At 42.0% G+C, this 21,413-nt stretch carries 19 protein-coding genes; all 19 read left to right on the top strand.

Going from position 1 to position 21,413, the window contains the following annotated elements; genetic code table 11:
- Positions 1 to 19: 19 nt before the first annotated feature.
- The 19 genes from H8Z76_RS00095 to H8Z76_RS00005 all read left to right on the top strand — a co-directional run bounded on the left by H8Z76_RS00095 (position 20) and on the right by H8Z76_RS00005 (position 21,162).
- Positions 20 to 919, top strand: coding sequence for a mechanosensitive ion channel family protein (locus tag H8Z76_RS00095; protein ID WP_147619089.1), 900 nt, complete (start codon positions 20 to 22; stop codon positions 917 to 919).
- 88 nt (positions 920 to 1,007) lie between these two features.
- Positions 1,008 to 1,208, top strand: a complete 201-nt coding sequence (locus H8Z76_RS00090) for a cold shock domain-containing protein (protein ID WP_022514728.1) — start codon at positions 1,008 to 1,010, stop codon at positions 1,206 to 1,208.
- Between the two features lie 197 nt (positions 1,209 to 1,405).
- Positions 1,406 to 4,324, top strand: a complete 2,919-nt coding sequence (locus H8Z76_RS00085; protein WP_147619088.1) for an insulinase family protein — start codon at positions 1,406 to 1,408, stop codon at positions 4,322 to 4,324.
- 12 nt (positions 4,325 to 4,336) lie between these two features.
- Complete coding sequence (era, locus tag H8Z76_RS00080) at positions 4,337 to 5,248, top strand: GTPase Era (RefSeq protein ID WP_022514726.1); 912 nt, start codon at positions 4,337 to 4,339, stop codon at positions 5,246 to 5,248.
- 85 nt (positions 5,249 to 5,333) lie between these two features.
- Positions 5,334 to 5,516 (top strand): hypothetical protein, encoded by a 183-nt coding sequence (locus tag H8Z76_RS00075; protein WP_186981316.1) that lies wholly within the window; start codon positions 5,334 to 5,336, stop codon positions 5,514 to 5,516.
- The gene (recO, locus tag H8Z76_RS00070; RefSeq protein WP_147619087.1) at positions 5,455 to 6,201 is read left to right on the top strand and encodes a DNA repair protein RecO; all 747 of its coding nucleotides are present in this window, start codon (positions 5,455 to 5,457) and stop codon (positions 6,199 to 6,201) included. The genes H8Z76_RS00075 and recO overlap by 62 nt, the downstream gene beginning before the upstream one ends.
- 91 nt (positions 6,202 to 6,292) lie before the next feature.
- The gene (locus H8Z76_RS00065; RefSeq protein WP_147619086.1) at positions 6,293 to 7,024 is read left to right on the top strand and encodes a hypothetical protein; all 732 of its coding nucleotides are present in this window, start codon (positions 6,293 to 6,295) and stop codon (positions 7,022 to 7,024) included.
- A gap of 20 nt (positions 7,025 to 7,044) precedes the next feature.
- A complete protein-coding gene (locus H8Z76_RS00060) occupies positions 7,045 to 8,442 on the top strand; it encodes a glycine--tRNA ligase (protein ID WP_147619085.1) in 1,398 nt (465 codons plus the stop codon).
- Positions 8,443 to 8,591: 149 nt separating this feature from the next.
- A complete protein-coding gene (locus H8Z76_RS00055; RefSeq protein WP_022514721.1) occupies positions 8,592 to 9,425 on the top strand; it encodes a transporter substrate-binding domain-containing protein in 834 nt (277 codons plus the stop codon).
- 35 nt (positions 9,426 to 9,460) lie between these two features.
- On the top strand, positions 9,461 to 10,141 hold the full coding sequence (locus tag H8Z76_RS00050) for an amino acid ABC transporter permease (protein WP_022514720.1): 681 nt from the start codon (positions 9,461 to 9,463) through the stop codon (positions 10,139 to 10,141).
- Positions 10,119 to 10,862 (top strand): amino acid ABC transporter ATP-binding protein, encoded by a 744-nt coding sequence (locus tag H8Z76_RS00045; protein ID WP_022514719.1) that lies wholly within the window; start codon positions 10,119 to 10,121, stop codon positions 10,860 to 10,862. Before H8Z76_RS00050 ends, H8Z76_RS00045 begins: the two co-directional genes overlap by 23 nt.
- Positions 10,863 to 10,878: 16 nt before the next feature.
- The gene (locus tag H8Z76_RS00040; RefSeq protein ID WP_022514718.1) at positions 10,879 to 11,469 is read left to right on the top strand and encodes a cytidylate kinase-like family protein; all 591 of its coding nucleotides are present in this window, start codon (positions 10,879 to 10,881) and stop codon (positions 11,467 to 11,469) included.
- A gap of 275 nt (positions 11,470 to 11,744) precedes the next feature.
- Positions 11,745 to 14,372, top strand: coding sequence for a pyruvate, phosphate dikinase (gene ppdK, locus H8Z76_RS00035; RefSeq protein WP_186981315.1), 2,628 nt, complete (start codon positions 11,745 to 11,747; stop codon positions 14,370 to 14,372).
- 350 nt (positions 14,373 to 14,722) lie between these two features.
- A complete protein-coding gene (locus H8Z76_RS00030) occupies positions 14,723 to 15,331 on the top strand; it encodes a type IV toxin-antitoxin system AbiEi family antitoxin domain-containing protein (RefSeq protein ID WP_118148531.1) in 609 nt (202 codons plus the stop codon).
- Positions 15,331 to 16,227, top strand: a complete 897-nt coding sequence (locus H8Z76_RS00025) for a nucleotidyl transferase AbiEii/AbiGii toxin family protein (RefSeq protein WP_186981314.1) — start codon at positions 15,331 to 15,333, stop codon at positions 16,225 to 16,227. The genes H8Z76_RS00030 and H8Z76_RS00025 overlap by 1 nt, the downstream gene beginning before the upstream one ends.
- Positions 16,228 to 16,231: 4 nt before the next feature.
- A complete protein-coding gene (locus tag H8Z76_RS00020) occupies positions 16,232 to 17,308 on the top strand; it encodes an ABC-three component system protein (RefSeq protein WP_186981313.1) in 1,077 nt (358 codons plus the stop codon).
- A complete protein-coding gene (locus H8Z76_RS00015) occupies positions 17,305 to 17,757 on the top strand; it encodes an ABC-three component system middle component 2 (protein ID WP_186981312.1) in 453 nt (150 codons plus the stop codon). Before H8Z76_RS00020 ends, H8Z76_RS00015 begins: the two co-directional genes overlap by 4 nt.
- Positions 17,754 to 19,541 carry a coiled-coil domain-containing protein gene (locus tag H8Z76_RS00010; protein WP_186981311.1) on the top strand — a complete coding sequence of 596 codons (1,788 nt, stop codon included), beginning with the start codon at positions 17,754 to 17,756 and terminating at the stop codon, positions 19,539 to 19,541. The genes H8Z76_RS00015 and H8Z76_RS00010 overlap by 4 nt, the downstream gene beginning before the upstream one ends.
- A 166-nt stretch (positions 19,542 to 19,707) precedes the next feature.
- Complete coding sequence (locus tag H8Z76_RS00005) at positions 19,708 to 21,162, top strand: ISLre2 family transposase (RefSeq protein WP_186981310.1); 1,455 nt, start codon at positions 19,708 to 19,710, stop codon at positions 21,160 to 21,162.
- The last annotated feature ends 251 nt before the right edge of the window (positions 21,163 to 21,413 follow it).

Genomic DNA, 21,413 nt, shown 5'->3' with positions numbered 1-21,413 from the left:
TCTTTAAGAGGAGAAGCCTATGATATTATTATCTACCGATACCGAAGTTACGATTACCGATATCGTGCAGCAGGAAGCAGAAGCGGCAAAGAATGCCAATCCGGGAGTGATCAAATCCTATCTGGAAAAAATGCTTCCACAGGTTTTAAGCCTCGGGGCGCAGATCATCATTGCCCTGATCGTTTATTTTGTCGGGATCAAAATTATTTCTTTTGCACGAAAGAAGATTAAAAAGTGGCTGACCAAATTAAACTTTGATGTCGGCGTGATCCAGTTTTTGGATTCTATCATAAGAATCGTTGCCTATTTTGTACTGCTTTGCATTATACTTGGCCTGTTCGGCATACAGACGACCTCGATCGTCGCGGTTGTGACGTCAGCCAGCCTGGCTGCGGGTCTTGCGCTGCAGGGAAGCCTTTCCAACTTCGCGGGAGGCGTTCTGATCCTGGTATTAAAGCCGTTTGTAGTCGGAGATTACATCATCGAGGATACCCATGGCAATGAGGGAACGGTCATGCACATTTCCACAGTCTATACCAAGCTCCGCACGATCGATAATAAGATCATTGTGATCCCGAATGGAACACTCGCGAATACAAGCCTGACCAACCTGACCCAGATGGATAAGCGGAGAATCGATCTGACGGTGGGTGTTTCCTACGATACGGATTTAAAGAAAGCAAAAGAAGTCATGCGGGATGTCGCACTGGCGGAAGAGGCGAGACTGCCGGAAGAGACCGTGGATATCTTCGTGTCCGAGCTCGGATCAAGTGAAGTGACCATGGGATGCCGCATCTGGGTAAAGACGGCGGATTACTGGCCGGCACGCTGGCGCCTGACCGAAAATTTAAAGAATGCGATGGATGAAAATGGCATCGAGATCCCGTTCCAGCAGATTGATGTAAATCTCAAAAAGTGAAGTTGACAAAAATTGTAAGATATGCTAGTGTTTACTTTGTGAACAGCACAAGGAGTGTGCATCTTTTAGTATTAGGAGGAAATTATTTATGCAAGGAACTGTAAAATGGTTTAACGCAAAGAAAGGTTATGGATTTATTTCCGATGCGGAAGGCAATGACGTATTTGTACATTTTTCTGCATTGAACATGGATGGATTCAAAGAATTAAAAGACGGCGAAACCGTAGAATTCGATGTAGTTGAAGGGGAAAAAGGACCTCAGGCAGCTAACGTAGTTCGTTTAGCTTAATTCATAGATTTCAAGCAAGTGAACAACCGAAAAATACAACTGAGAGGATGCATATTTGCGTCCTCTTTTTGTAATGGCGACGAGGAAAATGGGCGCCGTGCCTGCGCAGGCATCCATTTCACTGCATTTTACCGTTGCTTGCAGGTATGAAAACAGAAACGTGTGGTTAAAATAGAGAAAAACTGGAGGAATGGAATTTGAAGATACAGGATTTGAGCGCGTATGAGATCATAAAAGAGCAGAAACTCGAGGATTTAAATTCAAAGGGGTATCTGCTGCGTCATAAAAAGAGCGGAGCACGCATCAGTGTGATCAGTAATGATGATGAAAACAAGGTATTTTACATCGGATTTCGCACACCGCCAAAGGACAGTACCGGAGTGGCGCATATTATCGAGCATACGGTGCTCTGCGGTTCGGACAAATTTCCGGTCAAAGATCCGTTTGTGGAGCTTGTAAAGGGATCCTTAAATACATTCTTAAATGCGATCACTTATTCGGATAAGACAGTTTATCCGGTGGCAAGCTGCAACGACAAGGATTTCGCAAACCTGATGGATGTTTATCTTGATGCGGTATTCCATCCGAATATTTATAAAAAGAAAGAAATATTTAAACAGGAAGGCTGGCATTACGAACTTGAAGACCAGGATGCACCGATCACAATAAACGGCGTGGTCTACAATGAGATGAAGGGGGCATTCTCTTCACCGGAGGGAGTGTTAGACCGGCTTGTTTTGAATTCTCTTTTCCCGGATACGCCTTACAGCAACGAATCCGGCGGAGATCCGGAGCGCATTCCGGAATTAACTTATGAGAATTATCTGGAATTCCATAAGACCTATTATCACCCGTCCAATGCTTTTATCTATCTTTATGGAAATATGGATATCGTAGAAAAGCTTGTATGGCTTGATAAAGAATATTTATGCAATTATGAAGAAATTACCGTTGATTCAAAAATACCGCTTCAGAAGCCGTTTGACGCGCCGAGAGAGGTAAGAGAGAAATACTCGATCGCAAGTGATGAGTCCACGGAAGACAACACATATATTTCCTATAATATGGCGATCGGTACCACACTGGATCCGAAGCTGTATCTCGCGTTTGATGTACTGGATTACGCGTTGTTAAACGCGCCGGGTGCGCCATTAAAGAAAGCGCTGTTAGACGCAAAGATCGGAAAGGATATCATGGGTTCTTACGACAGCAGCACATATCAGCCGATCTTTTCCGTTGCGGCAAAGAACGCAAACCCGGAACAGAAAGAAGAGTTCGTGCGGATCATCCGCGATACATTAAAAGAGCAGGTGGAAAAAGGGATCAATAAAAAGGCGCTGCTCGCAGGGATCAACAGTTCTGAATTCAAATACCGCGAAGCGGACTACGGTCAGTTCCCGAAGGGGCTGATCTATGGCCTGCAGAGTCTTGACAGCTGGCTGTATGATGAGAAGGAGCCGTTTATGCATCTGGAGGCGGCACCGGTTTTCGCATTCTTAAAAGAAATGACGAAGACAGATTATTTTGAAAAGCTGATCCAGGAGTATATGCTTGACAATACGCATGTGTCGATCGTAATGATCGAGCCGGAATGCGGACTGAACGCGAAAAAGGAAAAGAAATTAGAAGAACAGCTCGCGGCTTATAAGGCATCTTTAAGTGCGGACGAGATAAAGGCGCTGATCGAGGATACGGCGCATTTAAAACAGTATCAGGAAGAGCCGTCACCGAAGGAGGATCTTGAAAAGATCCCGATGTTAAAGCGGTCGGATATGAAAAAAGAGGCATCCCCGTTTATCAATGAAGTAAGAGACTGTGACGGAACAACGGTTCTGTTCCACGAGATGTTTACCAACCGGATCAACTACCTTGATTTCCTTTTTGACGTCACGGATCTTTCTGAGGAGGAGATCCCTTATCTTGGTATTTTAAAGGCGGTGCTCGGTTATATGAACACCAGCCGGTACGGTTATGCGGATCTCGCGAATGAGATCAATCTGTATACCGGCGGCGTTTCCTCTTCAATCGGGGTTTATCCTTCCGTGAAGAAGCCGGATTCCTATCAGGCAAAATATGAGGTGCGCACGAAGGTTCTCTATGAAAATACAGATAAGGCAATGGACATCATAAAGGATATTTTGGGAACCACGGATATCACGGATGAAAAGCGTCTTTATGAGATCCTTGCGCAGGCGAAATCAAGACTTCAGATGTCTTTAAGTTCCGCTGGACATTCGGTGTCAGCGATCCGTGCCATGTCCTATTTCTCCAAAACCGCATATTATAATGATATGACAGGCGGAATCGCTCTGTATCGGGTGATCGCGGATTATGAAGAACATTTTGAGGAGAAAAAGGGAATGCTGATCGAACGTCTTGACGCACTGCGAAAGAAAATCTTTTGCAAAGAGCGCCTGATGGTCAGCCTTACCGCAGACCGTGAGGGATATGACGCGGCGGTAAAAGAGATCGGCGGCTTAAAGGAGATCCTTGGAAGCGGAGCACCGCAGGCGGCAGTTCCGGTATTAAACTGCGTAAAGAAGAATGAAGGCTTTCTGGACGCTTCCCAGGTACAGTATGTTTCAAGAGCAGGAAACTTTGTAAAACGGGGATTTTCCTATACCGGAGCGCTTCGCATCTTAAAAGTGATATTAAGCTATGATTATCTGTGGCTCAATGTCCGCGTAAAAGGCGGTGCCTACGGCTGCATGAGCGGATTTATGCGAAACGGAGATTCCTATTTTACCTCCTATCGTGATCCGAATCTTGGAAAGACGAATGAGATATACGAAAAAACACCGGAGTATCTGAAAAATTTTGACGCGGATGAGCGTGATATGACAAAATATATCATTGGAACGATCAGTGATCTCGATACTCCGTTAAATCCTTCCGCCAAGGGAAGCCGCTCGTTGAGTGCTTATCTGACCGGCGTGACCTATGCGGATGTGCAGAAGGAACGTGATGAAGTGATAAACGCGGAGCCGGAAAACATCCGCGCGCTTGCGGACCTGATCGAAGCAGTCCTTTCGGATCACAATCTGTGCGTGATCGGAAACGAGGATGCGGTAAAGAAAGAAAAAGCGTTATTTGACACGATTGAAAAGTTATATTAAAAGGAGCATTACATGGAAAATAAATTTAAATCAGGATTCGTGACACTGATCGGCAGACCGAATGTGGGAAAATCAACACTGATGAACCATCTGATCGGCCAGAAGATCGCGATCACATCAAACAAGCCGCAGACAACCAGAAACCGGATACAGACGGTATATACGGATGAGGAGCGCGGACAGATCATCTTTCTTGATACACCGGGTATCCACAAAGCAAAAAACAAGCTTGGGGAATACATGGTAAATGTGGCGGAGCATACCTTAAATGAAGTGGATCTGATCCTCTGGCTGGTGGAACCGACGGACTATATCGGCGCGGGAGAACAGCATATCATCGAAATGCTCAAAAATACAAAGACACCGGTTATTTTGGTGATCAATAAGCTGGACACGCTTTCTGAGCGTGATCAGATGCTTACCTATATCGATACATACCGCAAAGTCTATGATTTCGCGGAGATCGTACCTGCGTCCGCACTGCGCGGTCAGAACACGGATCTGATCATAGATCTGATCTTTCAGTATCTGCCGGAAGGACCGATGTTTTATGATGTGGATACGATCACGGATCAGCCGGAGCGTCAGATCGTTGCGGAGCTTATCCGTGAGAAAGCACTTCATGCCCTGAATGAGGAGATCCCGCATGGTATCGCAGTCTCCATCGAGCGAATGAAAGACCGTAAGGGACAAAATATCGTGGATATCGACGCGACGATCATCTGCGAGCGTGATTCACACAAGGGGATCATCATCGGAAAGGGCGGTGCCATGTTAAAGAAGATCGGAACCAATGCACGCTATGAGATCGAACGGCTTTTGGGCTGCAAGGTGAACCTGAAGCTCTGGGTGAAGGTGAAAAAAGACTGGCGCGACAGTGACATCCTGATCAAGAATTTCGGTTATAAAGAGGACGAAAGATAGCTGGCTTTTTTTTCTAGTATATCCTGTATGAATTCGGAAATCCTAATATTACCTGCAAAAGAAATATGACCAAGGGGGATTTCAGATGAGAGACGAAGCCTGGGATACATTTGTGACAACGGGAAAAGTAGAGGATTACCTTACTTACAGGTACAGTGAGAAAAAAGAGCATATGGCAGACGAAAAAGTAAGAGGTGAGAGCGTTTATGGGGCAGACCATCGTGCTGACGGGAATGGTTTTGCAGACAATGCCCATAGGAGATTATGACAAAAGACTGACGATACTGACCAAAGAACGGGGAAAGATCACGGCGTTCGCAAAAGGAGCAAGAAGGCCGAACAGCCAGCTCCTTGCGGCGGCGAATCCGTTTTGTTACGGTGAATTTGAACTGTTTGAGGGAAGGACTACATACACGCTTGTGAAAGCGACGGTCGCGAATTATTTCAGGGATCTTTTGAATGATCTCGACAGTGTTTATTACGGGTTTTATTTTCTGGAACTTGCGTCCTATTATACGCAGGAAAACAACGACGAGCGGCAGATGTTAAAGCTTTTATACCAGTCGCTTCGGGCGCTTCAGCATCCGTCTTTGAACAATCGTCTGGTGAAGGTGATCTATGAGCTTCGGGTACTGGTCGTAAACGGGGAATATCCGAATGTATTCTCCTGCATGAAGTGCGGAAAAAAAGAGGATCTCTGCTATTTCAGTGTCAAATACCGGGGAACGCTCTGCAAAGACTGCGGAACCATGGAGAGTGGTATCCTTTTAAATGAGTCCGTGCTGTATACACTCCAGTACATTATTTCTGTGGAATTAAAAAAACTCTATACCTTTACGGTCACCGAACAGGTGCTTCTCGTGTTGGAACAGGTGATGGGGAATTACTGGAACAGTTATATCCCGCATCACTTTAAGTCCTTGGAGATTTTAAACCAGTCGCCGGTAAAATGAGATTGCGGCTTGAAATCAGAATATGAAAATAGTATAATACATAAGATTAACAGGAGCGAAGACTGTTTTGGTGACAGTGAGGAGGAACTTTATGAAAAAAACAGCAGGACTTTGTCCGGCGATTCTTATTATGGCGCTTTCTCTGTCGGGCTGTGGCGGAGTATCCATGGACGTGGATACCAATACGCTGTATGTAGGGTCAAACGGGAAGATCACCGAGGTGATCGTAGAGGACTTCGGCGAGGATTACTATAATGAGGATGAGTTAAAGAGTTACATTGATGATGCAGTGGCTTCTTATCAGGAAGAGAACGGAAAATCCGGCGTCGAGGTAAAGAAATACGAAGTGAAAAACGGTGTTGCGCGTCTTTTGATGGAGTATGACGGTTACGACAGTTACGCGTCTTTCAACGAGGCAAAGCTGTATACGGGAACTCTGCTGCAGGCACAGGCGGACGGTTATGATTTTGATGTGAATTTTAAGACACCGGATGAGAGTGCGGAGACAGGAACAGAAGCAGCCACGGTACCGGAAGAAGAAGCGGCTACGGAGAATGTGATCCAGGGTCAGATCATAGAAGAAAACACGGAAACTGCATGGGAACCGGCATCAGAGACCGTATCCGGGATTTCCGCAGATGAAGTGCTTTCCGAGGAAGACCGCAAGGTACTTATTTTAGAACAGGATACAGATGTCAAGGTGAAGGGTGAGATCCTCTATGTATCGGATCATGTGAAGGTTACCGGAAAAGATACGGCAACCGTTTACGGTGAGGGTTCTGACAGTGCAGATACCGGATTGGCATATATTATATACAAATAATGAAATGTGAGGTTAGAGATATGGAAAAGACAATGGACAAGATTGTTGCGCTGGCAAAGGCAAGAGGATTTGTATATCCGGGTTCCGACATTTATGGTGGACTTGCGAATACCTGGGATTATGGAAATCTCGGTGTGGAACTGAAAAACAATGTAAAAAAAGCATGGTGGCAGAAATTTATCCAGGAAAATCCGTACAACGTCGGTGTAGACTGCGCGATCCTTATGAATCCGCAGACATGGGTAGCATCCGGACATCTGGGAGGATTCTCAGATCCGCTTATGGATTGCAAAGAATGTCACGAGCGTTTCCGCGCGGACAAGCTGATCGAGGATTTCTGTGATGAACACGGGATTGATTATGGCGGATCGGTAGACGGCTGGTCTCAGGAAGAAATGAAAAACTTCATCGACGAGCATGAAGTTCCGTGCCCGAGCTGTGGCAAGCACAATTTTACCGATATCCGTCAGTTCAACCTGATGTTTAAGACTTTCCAGGGCGTTACAGAGGACGCAAAGAACACGGTTTATTTAAGACCGGAGACCGCACAGGGTATTTTTGTAAACTTTAAGAACGTACAGAGAACATCCAGAAAGAAGATCCCGTTTGGAATCGGACAGATCGGAAAATCGTTCCGTAACGAGATCACACCGGGTAACTTTACGTTCCGTACCCGTGAGTTTGAACAGATGGAACTTGAATTTTTCTGCGAGCCGGGAACCGATACCGAATGGTTCCAGTACTGGAGAGCGTTCTGCCGTGACTGGTTATACAGCCTTGGCATCAAAGAAGATGAAATCCGTCTGCGCGATCATTCACCGGAAGAACTTGTCTTTTACAGCAAGGGAACAACCGATATCGAATTCCGTTTCCCGTTTGGCTGGGGTGAACTCTGGGGTATTGCGGATCGTACCGATTACGATCTGACCCAGCATCAGAATACTTCCGGACAGGATCTTACTTATTTTGATGACACCAAGAACGAGAAATATATTCCATATGTCATTGAGCCGTCACTCGGCGCGGATCGTGTAGTTCTCGCGTTTTTATGTGCTGCATATGATGAGGAAAATATCGGAACCGAGGAAAAACCGGATATGCGTACCGTACTGCATTTCCATCCGGCGCTTGCTCCGATCAAGATCGGTGTGCTTCCGCTTTCCAAGAAATTAAACGAAGGCGCGGAGAAAGTATTTGCACAGCTTTCCAAGAAATATAACTGTGAATTTGATGACAGAGGAAATATCGGAAAGCGTTACCGCAGACAGGATGAGATCGGTACTCCGTTCTGCGTAACCTACGATTTTGACTCCGAAGAAGATCAGGCAGTAACTGTCCGTGACAGAGATACCATGGAACAGGAACGTATTAAAATTTCAGATCTTGATGCGTATTTTACAGAAAAATTCGCGTTTTAATGTAAGACAAAGGAGCCTTCCATTTTTATGGACAGGCTCTTTTCTTTGCTTGGGGCTTTACAGAAGTTTTGTTTTCCGATATAATCAAAAGCATATTCGTGGCATTTTGCGCGATAATATGGATAAAATAATACGTGGAGGTAACTATTATGAAAAAAAGAATGATGGCAATTTGTTTAACATTGGGAATGACAGCATCCATGCTCGCAGGATGTGGTTCATCTACAGGAAATGACAGCAGCAATACATCTTCCGCAGCAAAAGAAGAAACATCTGCAACAGAAAGCGGAAACACTGCATCTTCCGCAAGCGGAAAGAAATATGTGATCGCAACCGATACGGTATTTGCACCATTTGAATTTACAGATGAGAGCGGAGCATTTGTAGGTATCGATGTGGATCTCTTAGATGCGATCGCAAAGGATCAGGGATTTGAATATGAATTACAGTCTCTCGGATTTGACGCAGCGCTTGTAGCCGTACAGTCCGGACAGGCAGATGGTGTGATCGCCGGAATGTCTATCACAGATGAAAGAAAAGAGACGTTCGATTTCTCAGACGCATATTATGATGCGGATGTTACCATGGCAGTGGCAGCAGGTTCTTCCATCGCTTCCTATGATGACTTAAACGGAAAGAAAGTAGCAGTAAAGACAGCAACAAACGGTTCCGATTACGCAAAATCCATCGCGGATCAGTACGGATTTGACATCGTAGAGTTTAAAGATTCTCCGACAATGTATCAGGACGTGATCACCGGAAACACCGTAGCATGTTTTGAAGATTATCCGGTTATGGCATATAACATCAAACAGGGTGCCGGAATGGAAATGCCGGAAGGCACAACAGCAGCAGGTTCTTCTTACGGCTTTGCAGTACAGAAGGGACAGAATGCAGAACTTCTTGAAATGTTCAACAAAGGTCTTGCAGACATCAAGGCAAACGGAACATATCAGGAAATTGTGGATAAATATACAAAATAAACGAATAGAAAAAAGCGAAAGCAGGTCAGACAGGTATGATTTCAATTATACAGACATATAAGGTCATGTTGCTTCAGTCCCTGGGACAGACGCTTCTTCTGACTTTATTATCCCTCATTTTCGCGTTCATAATAGGTCTGATCTTCGGATTGATGAACGTGAGCAAATCAAAAATATTGAATTGTATCGGTACGATATATGTGGACGGCATCCGTGGGGTGCCGCTCATCGTACTGGCGTATTTCATATATTTTGGTATCCCGGCAGCGGTAAAGGCAATCGGATTTACCGATTTTAAGCTGACCGCACTTGTGGCAGGAACAATCTCACTTTCCATGAACGCCGGAGCTTATATGGCGGAGATCTTCCGCGCAGGTATCCAGTCGGTGGACAAAGGACAGATGGAAGCGGCACGAAGCCTGGGTCTCAGTTATGGAAAATCCATGCGAAAGGTAATTCTTCCGCAGGCGATCCGTACAATGATCCCATCTATCATCAACCAGTTCATCATCTCCTTAAAGGATACTTCCATTCTTTCGGTTATCGGATTCCCGGAACTGACAAAGGCAGGTAATATCATCGTAGGTAACACGTTTAAGGCGCTTCAGGTATGGGGCATCGTAGCGGTTATGTACATGGTTGTCATCATCACGTTATCCCGGGTAGCAAAGAGGATTGAAAGGAGGATAAACGTTGGAAAACTCGAAGCAAACTAAAGTAGTAGTTAAAAATTTAAAGAAGAGTTTCGGAAAGCTCGAAGTCTTAAAAGACATTGATATGGAAATAAAAGAAGGAGAGGTTGTTGTGCTCCTTGGACCTTCGGGTTCCGGAAAATCAACGTTTCTCCGTTGCCTGAACCGTCTTGAGGATATTACGGCAGGAGAAGTCATCGTCGATGGCATTCATGTGGATGACAAAAAGACAGATATCAACAAGCTGAGAGAAAATATCGGTATGGTATTCCAGCACTTTAATCTGTTCCCGCATATGACGGTTTTAGAGAACATCATGCTGGCACCGGTAGAATTAAAAAAGATGACCAAGGAGGAAGCCCGTGAAAAGGGCATGGCGCTTTTAAAACGTGTCGGACTGGATGCAAAGGCAGATGTGTATCCGCCACAGCTTTCCGGTGGACAGAAACAGCGTGTTGCGATCGCGCGTGCGCTTGCAATGAATCCGGATATCATGCTTTTTGATGAGCCGACCAGTGCGCTGGATCCGGAGATGGTTGGAGAAGTTCTCGCAGTCATGAAAGAACTTGCCGCAGATGGAATGACAATGGTCGTTGTTACCCATGAGATCGGATTTGCCAGAGAAGTGGCAAGCCGTGTCGTATTTATGGATGGCGGCTATATTGTGGAACAGGGAACACCGGAAGAGGTGATCTCCAATCCGAAGGAACCGCGTACCATAGATTTCTTAAATAAAGTTTTATAACAGGAGCAGGAGATTCATGAAAAAGATTATAACCATAAGCAGAGAGTTCGGCGCCGGCGGCGGAGAGATCGGCAGAAGACTGGCAGACAGCCTTGGCTATGATTATTATGATAAGGAATTGATCTTGATGGCAGCTGCGCAGGCGGATATCGATGTTTCAAGCCTGATCGAATGGGATGAGAAAGTCCCGGTTAATTTCGGATTTACGCAGAGCCTGTTCAATTTCTATAACAAGCCTCTGAGTGAAAAGATCTTTCAGGCGCAGAAGCAGGTGATCCGCAAGATCGGAGAAAAAGGACATTGTGTGATCGTTGGTAGAAATGCCAATGCGATCTTAAAGGAATATGACGACTGTCTGAATGTATTTGTGCGTGCTGATTTCAACTGGCGCTTAAATCGTATGAAAGACAGAATGGAGCATCTGACCGAGGCACAGGCGGCGGATGAGATCCGTGCGATCGACCGTGTGCGGAAAAAATACTGTACGTATTACACCAATACAAGCTTTGGAAGTATGGAGCAGTATGATATCGCGCTCAATTCATCGAGAATAGGTGTGGACGCATGTGTCAGGGCAGTGCTTGCGCTGGCAAAAGAGGACAACTAAAAATGATAACAAAAAAATTGCATATCTATGCAATTTTTTTTGTTATGGGGAAAAGACAGCATCCGGGCATACATAATCCCGTCATTTCTGACATATGATCTTTTAAAGAATGAAACAAATCATCAGGACTTTTGTAAAAAGACGACAAAAAAATGTTGATATAATCTAAAAATGTGTTAAAATATATAATGTGCAACGGAAAGCGGACACAATATATTGTTCAAAAGTGGCAAAACACGAATGAACTACAACTAATTTTAGGAGGAACTGTTGATATGGCAAAAAAATGGGTGTATTTGTTTACAGAAGGTAATGCCAATATGCGTGAACTTCTTGGTGGAAAAGGTGCTAACTTAGCAGAAATGACGAATATTGGTCTTCCGGTACCGCAGGGATTTACGATCACGACAGAAGCGTGTACGCAGTATTATGAAGATGGCAGAGAGATCAATGATGAGATACAGTCTCAGATTAATGAGTACATAGTAAAAATGGAAAAGATCACGGGCAAGAAGTTCGGTGACAGAGAGAACCCGCTTCTTGTATCAGTTCGTTCCGGAGCGAGAGCTTCCATGCCGGGTATGATGGATACCATCTTAAACCTAGGTCTTAATGAAGACGTTGTAAATGTAATTGCGGAAAAATCAAACAATCCGCGGTGGGCGTGGGATTGTTACCGCCGTTTTATCCAGATGTATTCCGATGTCGTTATGGAGGTCGGTAAAAAATATTTTGAGGAACTGATCGATCAGATGAAAGCAAAGAGAGGCGTAAAGCAGGATGTCGACCTGACCGCCGAGGATCTCAAAGAGCTTGCAAATCAGTTCAAAGCAGAGTATAAGTCCAAGATCGGCAGTGATTTCCCGGATGATCCGAAGGAACAGCTGATGGGAGCGATCAAGGCTGTATTCCGTTCCTGGGATAATCCGCGTGCGAATGTTTACCGCCGCGATAATGATATTCCGTATTCCTGGGGTACCGCAGTCAATGTACAGGCGATGGTATTCGGAAATATGGGTGAGGATTGTGGTACCGGTGTTGCGTTTACCCGTGATCCGGCAACCGGACAGAAAGGTCTGTTTGGAGAATTCCTTACCAATGCACAGGGCGAGGATGTAGTTGCAGGTGTGCGTACTCCGATGAAGATCTCCGAGATGGAAGAAAAATTCCCGAAAGCGTATGCGCAGTTTAAGATCGTGTGCAACACATTGGAGGCACACTACAGAGATATGCAGGATATGGAGTTCACAGTTGAGAACTGCCAGTTATATATGTTACAGACGCGTAATGGTAAGAGAACCGCTCAGGCGGCATTAAAGATTGCCTGCGATCTGGTGGATGAGAGAATGAGAACCGAGGAAGAAGCGGTTGCCATGATCGATCCGAGAAACCTTGATACCCTGCTTCATCCGCAGTTTGACGCGGCTGCATTAAAGGCAGCAAAACCGGCAGGAAAGGGACTTGGAGCTTCTCCGGGCGCTGCGTGCGGCAAGATCGTATTTTCCGCAGAGGATGCCGTTGAATGGGCAGCAAGAGGAGAGAAGGTCGTTCTGGTACGTCTGGAGACTTCTCCGGAGGATATCACCGGTATGAAAGCTTCTCAGGGCATTCTTACCGTTCGTGGTGGTATGACATCCCATGCGGCGGTTGTAGCGCGTGGTATGGGTACCTGCTGTGTATCCGGCTGCGGCGATATCGCAATGGATGAGGAAAATAAGAAATTTACGTTGGCAGGCAAAGAGTATCATGAAGGAGACTTCCTTTCTCTGGATGGTACGACCGGTAATATTTACGATGGTCAGATCCCGACCGTGGATGCGACGATCGCAGGAGAGTTCGGCCGCGTTATGAAATGGGCAGATAAATACAGAACATTAAAAGTACGCACCAATGCAGATACACCGGCGGACGCGAAGAAAGCGCGTGAGCTTGGCGCAGAAGGCATCGGACTCTGCCGTACGGAGCATATGTTCTTTGAGGAGGACAGAATCGCGGCATTCCGTGAAATGATCTGTTCCGATACCGTAGAGGAAAGAGAAGCGGCACTGGAAAAGATCCTTCCTTATCAGCAGGGAGATTTTGAAAAACTCTATGAAGCGCTGGAAGGATGCCCGGTAACGATCCGTTTCTTAGATCCGCCGCTTCATGAATTTGTTCCGACAGAGGAAGCGGATATTGAAAAGCTTGCAAAAGCGCAGAATAAGTCAGTAGAGCAGATCAAGACGATCATTGCTTCCCTGCACGAGTTTAACCCGATGATGGGACACAGAGGATGCCGCCTTGCAGTAACCTATCCGGAAATTGCAAAGATGCAGACCAAAGCAGTGATCCGCGCGGCGATCAATGTGAAGAAAGCACATCCGGACTGGAACGTAGAGCCGGAGATCATGATCCCGCTTGTATGCGAAGTTAAAGAGTTAAAATATGTAAAGAAAGTTGTAGTAGAGACCGCGGATGCGGAAATTAAGGCAGCCGGTATCGATCTGAAATACGAAGTAGGTACGATGATCGAGATCCCAAGAGCAGCGCTTACTGCGGATGAGATCGCAAAAGAGGCAGATTTCTTCTGCTTTGGTACAAACGATCTGACTCAGATGACGTTTGGATTCTCCCGTGATGATGCAGGAAAGTTCTTGAATTCTTACTATGATACCAAGATCTTTGAGAACGATCCGTTTGCAAAACTCGATCAGACCGGTGTCGGCAAACTGATGGAGATGGCGATCAAACTTGGAAAACCGGTAAATCCGAAGCTCCATGTAGGTATCTGCGGCGAGCACGGCGGAGATCCGTCTTCCGTAGAATTCTGCCACAAGATCGGTCTGGATTATGTATCCTGCTCACCGTTCCGTGTGCCGATCGCAAGACTTGCAGCAGCACAGGCAGCGATTGCAAATAGGTAGAAGTTCTCTTTCCTTTGAATTGCCGCTTAGTTTCGAGCAGGCAGCAGCCTATCGAAAGGCTAACGGACAGTATGTAAGGAAAAATCAGTGGAGAGATACCACTATAAGGGTATTCATAGACCTTGATTAACAGTTAAATACGATAAGCGTATCATTAGAAATAGTGGTACGCTTATTTTTTTACCCCAGAGAAGCATCGGAAATATCGCATATTTCTATTATAGTAAACTGCCCACTTGTTTATTTTTAAGTGGGCAGTTTACTATTGACTTTCTATATGGAAATTGCATATAATATAGTAAAGTACCCAACCAATAAAAAAATTGAGGCAATTAAATAGAGGTGGACAAATGCTTCGTGAAAATGATATTAAAAATGTGAGAAAGCTGTTCAATCGGCATCACTATGTAATGACTACTGCCGAGCTTCTTGAAGCTAAGCTATACTATGCAGACATTAAACAACTTTTAGATGAGGGTTTTATTGAAAGAATAAGACGAGGTTATTATCACTGGATTGAAAACGGCGAAGCCAAAGAAATAGTTATCATTAATAGTTTGTTTCCCGATGCTATTCTTTGTATGGAAACTGCTCTATTCTATTATGAATACAGCGATAGAAACCCCGCTGAGTGGAATTTTGCCATAGACAGGAATGTTTCAAAATTACGAACCAATATAGAGTATCCATTCATTAAAGTATATCGCCTTGAGTCCGATTTGGTTACGATTGGTGAAACAACAGGTGAGATTGATTTTACAAAAGTGCGAATTTATGACCGTGACCGAACAATTTGTGATGTCCTGAAAAATATGAGTAAAATGGATAAAGAAATTTTCAATAAAGCAATACAAGGGTATGTTAATGACCCGAAAAAGAATATACCAAACCTTATGATGTATGCCAAAAAACTGCGTGTGCAGAAAAAGGTTAAAGAATTGATTGGAGTGTGGTTGTAATGGCAGATATTGCAGCTTCCGTTCTGGCAAAGCTGAGAAATAAAGCAAAAGCTTCCGGTATCAGCTATCAGCAATGCTTGCAGCTTTTTGTGCAGGAAGAATTTTTGAGAAAGCTATCAAAATCTGGGTGTGAGGATACGCTAATACTCAAAGGTGGATTGTTCATTTATACCTTAACTAATTTTGAAAGTAGAGCAACAATTGATGTCGATTTCCTGCTCCGTGGATACTCTAATTCAATAGATGATGTAAAAGATTTGATTTGTAAAATCATCGATACACCGACAGGTAACGATTATATAGAAATGCGAGCAAAAGGCTTTGAGGAAATTTCTCCGCAAAGAAAATATCACGGTATCAGTACACAGATTATTGCTCAAATAAAAAATGTGCGTGTGCCGTTCAATGTTGACATAGGTGTGGGTGATATTATAGTCCCCCGTGCCGAAGAACGCACAATCAACACGCAGCTTCCAGACTTTGAAGCACCTGTAATTAAAACTTATTCCCTTGAAAGCACCACTGCCGAGAAATTTGATGCCATACTGCAACGTTTTGAACTGACAGGTAGAATGAAAGATTTTTACGATATTTATTATCTTTCAAGGACATTCGATTTTGAGGGTGAAAAATTGCAGGCAGCTATATTTGAAACCTTACAGCGGCGTGGTACTCCCTATGACAGAGATAGCTTTAAGCGTGTTGTTGCACTTGCCGATGATGAGGATATGCAGAAGCGTTGGAAATTCTTTTTGAAAACCATAAAAGATAATACGCTTGAGTTTTCATTCGTCATTACGGAAATCCAGACTTTTCTTGAGCCTGTGTTTGATGCGATAGTGAATGAGAAAGAGTGGCAAAACATATGGGACACTAAAGTAAAGGGATGGAGGTGAGGATATGTTATCATTTGTTCAATTAGATAAACCTCATATAGACATCGAATTGTATGGAACGGATACTAATATCGCACCTATTGATAAAGTTCATATTATGGATGAAGATTCTTTTGAGCAATTCACATTGGAATGGTTATTTGGCTGCAAAAAGTCGAAGTATTCCTCAATTAAAAGAATTGGAGGTGCTGGAGATAAGGGTCGAGATGTTATTGGTTATTATAGTGATGGTACTGTAGATTATTATCAATGCAAGCATTACAATACGGGACTTGCTCCAACGAATTATTATTTGGAATTAGGTAAACTCTGTTATTATACATATAAAAAAGAAATCCCCATACCAAAGGAGTATTTTATTATTGCTTCAAACGATGTAGGCTCTTCACTGCAAGACTTGATAGATAAGCCATCCGACCTCCTAACCAGCCTTATAAAGAATTGGGATACATACTGTAAAACAAAAATTACTAAAACCAAAGAAGTTCCATTAGATAAGTCATTTTTGGATTATATAAAGTCTTTTGATTTTACAATAATTAAAACATATCCTATTGCACAGGTTATAGATGAATATTTAGATACGATATATGGTAATATTCGCTTTGGAGGACGTAGACTCAGCCTTCCTACGACACTAACACCAACTGACACGGTTGAGAGTGAAGAGATGCCTTATATTTCTGCTTTGTTAGAAGCATATTCGGACGAATTGAATATTAAAATTGATACTATAAAATCTTTAGAAGCATATAGTTCCTACTTTAAGCATTTAAACAGACAAAGAAAAGATTATTATTCTGCCGAAACGATACGCAGGTTTGTTAGAGATACCTTGACCGATTCTCAACAATTTGATGTATTGAAAGAAGAAATATACAATGGAATAATTGATACGCATGAGCAAGAATACGATAGCGGGTATAAACGCTTGGTAGAAGATTTAAAGCAAGCAGCTGTAACTAATACATCCAAATCTATGTTGGATAGCAAACTGCATTGCATAGGAAATAGCGAACGAAAGGGAGTTTGCCATATGCTAGTTAATGATAATAAATTGAGGTGGGTGAATGAAGAATGAATAACATTTTTAACACTTCATTTGAAGTATCCTTAAGAATACTGATAATTTTGAATACGGTACAGACCAGATTATCTATTGACCGAATCACTGCTTTGGATTTTATAGCAATATATGGGAAAGATTTTGGAGTATCAGAATATAATTTGCACGGAGATAACGATTATAGATTTAGTGAGTATACATCAAAGCGAGAAATCGTATCCAAGGCAATAAAAGAACTTGTATTAAGAGGTTACATCACTCCACATTGCAATAAAAGTGGTTTTAATTATAGTATATCAAAAGAAGGAGTTACTTTTTGTGAATCTCTTAATGATAAATATGCAGAAGATTTTATTGAAATTGTAAAAAAAGCTAATGTGTTGTTTCTTGACTATTCCGATAGAAAATTAACCCATTGTATAAATAAATATGCAATAGCTATGTTGAGAGGTGAAAAATCATGAGTTTCTATATTGAAAAAATAATCGTCACAGGTTCAGGAAAGACGGATTCGATTATTGAGTTATCGAACGGTGTGAACATTATATATGGTCCATCAAATACAGGAAAAACATATATTGTTAAATGTATCGATTATATGTTTGGTTCAAAACGGGAGCCGATTGATATTTCAACAGGTTATCAATATATAAAAATAATCGTGAGGACTCAATGCGGTACGATAACAATGAGTCGAAAAATCGGGGAAAACAAAATTGAAGTTAGTAGTAACGATAATAATGTCCCCTCAGGAAAATATGCTACTAAAGCAAGTAGAACCAATTATGATAAAACTATAAATTCCGTATGGCTATCGTTAATTGGTATCAATGATTTGCATTTGGTTATCAGTAATGAAAATTATAAGAAGCAGATATTGTCTTGGCGAACCTTTAGCCACATGTTTATGCTTACAGAAACAAAAATTATTTCTGAGTATTCAGCTATACTATCTGGTAGAGATACATCAAATACAGCTGTAATTGCATCCTTAATTTTTCTTTTATCTGGTCAAGATTTTGCAGAGACAGAGACTAAAGACACTAAGGAAATCAAAGAAGCAAAAAAGAATGCTGTAAAAGCGTATATAAATAAAGAATTGTTTAGGTTATCGGAACGAAATCAAGAATTACTGGCTCAATTAAAGGAAAATCCCAATATAGATATTGCTGTAGAAATTGAAAAAATTATGGCGGAAATCTCCACGAATGAGAAACGAATAAATAGTTCTATTGAAGAAAATCAAAAAATTCTTGCCCAATTATATGAGAAAAATGAGAATTTATCAGAATGCAATGTGCTATTAAATAGGTATGATGAACTGACTACTCAGTATGATGCAGATTTAAAACGACTTAATTTTATTGTTGATGGCGAAGCGAACTTAAACGCTTCTTTTTCAACTCATTGCCCGTTTTGTGATGGCGAAGTAGTTGTTAAGAAAAATCAAAACTATATTGATGCTGCAAAATCAGATTATAAAAAAATAAAATTACAAGCAAAAGATTTGGAAAGTGCTTCTAAAGAGCTACGTTCTGAAAAACTCAGTTTAGAACAAGAAATTGGTACACTGATGGCAAAAAAGAAATCAATTGAAGAACTTATCGGAAAAGAGCTAAAGCCACAGGTGTTTAATCTAAAAGAAAAACTATCAGTCTACAAAGATGCGATTGAATGTCAAAAAGAAATAGATATTCTCAAGAAATTATCAGAGCAAAAGACCGCTGATATGATTGAAAATGACACAGATGAAGAAAGTGAACTAAAGTTCAAGGTGAAAGAACATCTTGATTATAGTTTTATTAACGAGTTAAGTAGTGGTATTAAATCGTTTCTTGAAAATTGTAATTATGATAATTTGCTTTCAGTAATATTCGACAAAGCTGATATGGACATTGTTATAAACGGGAAAAAGAAAAGTTCAAATGGAAAAGGTTATAATGCATATTTCAATTCGGTAGTAGCTATTGTTCTATCAAGATACATGGAGAGCAAAGCAAAGTATTCTCCTGATTTCCTTGTATTGGATTCGCCTATCTTATCGCTTAAAGAAAAGAAAACAAAAAAGCCATCAGAAACTATGAGAAATACTTTATTTGAAAATATTGTTGATAACCAAAAAGGAATACAGACAATTGTAATTGAAAACGAGATACCAGAGATTAACTATAAAGATGCAAATATAATTCATTTCACAAAAGAAAAAAATAATGGAAGATATGGATTCCTATTAGATGTAGCAGATTAAATGTTTTAGATACCCTTCACTATTAAATAGTGTCTGCTGATTAAGCCGCAAACACTGCTAGGGTAAAGTTTTTGTAGGAAAATTTAATAGAAAAAGAAGAAAGCACCTGTTCCTTATGTTAGGATTGAGTTTGACGAAAAACAAAAATCCAAAGGAGGGTGCTTTCATGATTAAAAGTATACAACATTTTCAGACAGAAGGGGTAAAAAAATTAGAAGATATTTTTGTTTCCTATTCATCAAATCTTTCTAAAATTGCTGAAATGGTAGAAGGAGTAACTAAAAGTGTAGTGGAATTAGGATGTTCCATGATTGCAGAAGAATGGGAATTTTATGATACCGTTTTACGTGAACGCAGGAATCTTCGTCCTGATTGGGAAATAATTCGTCGTGATCCGATTACCAGGCTGACTTCGCTTGGAGAAGTCACTTATTTCAGAACATATTTCAGGAATAAGAAGACAGGAGAACGCTGCTATCTGTCAGACACTCTTATTGGATTTAAAAAAAATGAATATTTAACAGAGGATGCTGTTGCGAGGATTTTTGAAGAGGCTGCAGATAGCAGTTATCGCAAAGGTGGGACAAATGCATGCATTTCCGGTGCTGTAGTAAGCAAGGAAACCGTTATGGAGAAACTTCATCCATTATGTTTTCCACTACTCGAGGCTCCAGATGAAAAGAAGTCAGTTAAAACTTTATATATAGATGCTGATGAAGACCATGTATCTCTCCAGCATTTAGAGAAGAAGGGTGATGTAAAGATTTCTAATAGCAACACCTTTATGCCTAAATTAGTTTATATTTATGAGGGAATTGATGCTGACTATGATAGACATGAATTAATTAATGCTAAATATTTCGGTGGTGGGTATCAGGGTCCAGAAGGAACGGACCGTCTGTGGAAGGAAGTATTTGATTACATTGCAAATGCTTATGATGAGGATTCTATCGAACACATTTATGTAAATGGGGATGGAGCAGACTGGATTAAGTATGGAGCAAAGGTTCATAGCAAAGCAAAGTTCGTACTGGATAAATATCATATGCATAAATACATTGTAGCGGCAACTTCACACCTTATGGACTCCGCATCTGATGCCAGAAGTGAAATTTGGCATGCCATAAACAAGAAAAACAAGAAGCTGGCTGAAAAAACATTTGACGAGATAATTGAATTAACGGAAGCTGAAAGTAAGCAAAAGGCAGTGGAGGCATCTAAGAAATATATACTTGGGCACTGGTCTGCCATTATGACTGGCGTAAGAAACAGGAAAGACAACATTCATTGCAGTGCTGAAGGGCATATCAGTCATATTTTTTCGGACAGATTAAGTTCCAGACCGCTGGGCTGGTCTGTTATTGGCGCAGATAAAATGGCTCAGTTAAGAGTGTATAAGCGCAACGGAAGAAGTATGCTGGAACTGGTGCGATACCAGAAAATGCAGCTGCCAATGGCTGCAGGTGCCGAAGCATTAGAATTGTCTGCAGCAAATATATTGAGTTCAGAAAGAAAGAACAAACGGGAGCTTGGAGAATTGGCAGATATTCCGGTGTATTCAATACCATATCCACAAATCAAAAAAATTGCATCCCTAAAGAATCACATTTGGGGGTTGTAGAAAATAATAAATACAGCTATATTAAAATCAGTCAACTAATTCTGACTGGTTCAAGGGGTAAGTCTGCTCTATTAATTCCTACAACAAACTTACACTATCGCAAACACTTGATTGTACTGACTTTTGCCCCATTTTCTGGTATAATGATAGCAAGGATTTTGACGAAAACAAATCGTTTTTCTTGCAGTTTTTTACAGATTTTGAGCATACGAGGGACTAAAACAATGTACAAACCGATCGACAAGCTACAG

The sequence above is a fragment of the Roseburia yibonii genome (assembly GCF_014297335.1).
In the GTDB taxonomy this organism is placed as follows: domain Bacteria; phylum Bacillota; class Clostridia; order Lachnospirales; family Lachnospiraceae; genus Roseburia_D; species Roseburia_D yibonii.
The sequence above is the reverse complement of the archived record's forward strand: the minus strand, read 5'-3'. Positions and strand labels throughout refer to the sequence as shown.